Here is a 1,227-nt window from a genome sequence, read left to right on the forward strand (position 1 = left end):
CGTCAGCGCCGCGCGCAGCGGCGTGCCGGGGTTGACGAAGGAGGAGCCGGGCAGGTGCAGCCCCATGAACTCCATCAGCATCTGGTTGGTGTTGGCGGTGCCGTAGAAGGTGCAGGTGCCGGGGCCGTGATAGGCGGCCATCTCGGCCTTCAGCAGCTCCTCGCGGGAGATCTCGCCGGCGGCGAACTTCTGGCGGATATGCGCCTTTTCGTCATTGGCCAGGCCGCTGGTCATCGGGCCTGCGGGCAGGAACACCGCCGGGATATGGCCGAAGGCCTGGGCGCCGATCACCAGGCCGGGCACGATCTTGTCGCAGACGCCGAGGAACACGGCGGCGTCGAACACGTTGTGGCTGAGCGCGACCCCTGCGGCCATGGCGATGGTGTCGCGGGAGAACAGGCTCAGCTCCATCCCGGCCTCGCCCTGGGTGACGCCGTCGCACATCGCAGGCACCCCGCCCGCCACCTGCGCGGTGCCGCCGGCCTGGCGCACCGCCTCGCGGATCAGGGCGGGGTAGGTCTCAAACGGCTGATGCGCCGACAGCATGTCGTTATAGGCGGTGACGATCCCCAGATGGCCGGTTGAGGCCGCCGCCAGCGCCTGCTGGTCGGCGCCGGTGGCGGCATAGGCATGGGCCTGGCCGGAGCAGCTGAGATGGGCCCGGGCCGGGCCCTTGCCGCGGGCGGCGCGCATCCGCTCCAGATAGGCGGCACGGGGACCCTCGCTGCGGCGGATGATGCGCTCGGTGACGGCGGCCAGTGTGGAATTCAGGGTCATGACGTGCCTTTGCTGCAAACTGCGGGGGCGGAGGGGGAAACGGCCATCTCAGGCTCCGATGCTGCGCCAGCGGCGGCCGTCGCGGTGGATCAGCAGAAGTGAATCATCGGGGCCGGAGCTGCCGCTGTCATAGGGCTGCGGCGTGCCGCCCGCCTCCTGCCAGGCGGCGATGACCGGATCGGCCCAGGCCCAGGCGGCCTCGACCTCGTCGCCGCGCATGAACAGGGTCTGGTTGCCGCGGATCACATCCATGATCAGCCGCTCATAGGCGTCCTGCGGGCGGCCCGACTCCGGCAGCTCATCGGCGAAGGTCATGTCGAGGTTGGCGCCGGTGAGGCGCATGCCGCCGGGGCCCGGATCCTTGATGGTGGTCTTCAGGGTGATGCCCTCGTCGGGCTGCAGCCGGATCACCAGCACGTTGCCATGCACCGGGCCCGAGCCCTCGAAGAT

1 protein-coding gene and 1 pseudogene are annotated in these 1,227 nt (G+C 70.2%); both read right to left on the reverse strand.

Annotation, left to right across the window (positions count from 1 at the left end):
- A partial coding sequence (locus AB1A62_RS22090) for a dihydroxy-acid dehydratase (RefSeq protein ID WP_366663604.1) occupies nucleotides 1-777 on the reverse strand: 777 nt, incomplete at its 3' end.
- A 48-nt stretch (nucleotides 778-825) separates the two neighbouring features.
- Nucleotides 826-1,227 (reverse strand): annotated as a pseudogene (locus tag AB1A62_RS22095) (glucose-6-phosphate dehydrogenase); the annotation flags it as partial.

The organism is Leisingera sp. JC11 (assembly GCF_040704725.1).
Classification (GTDB): domain Bacteria; phylum Pseudomonadota; class Alphaproteobacteria; order Rhodobacterales; family Rhodobacteraceae; genus Leisingera.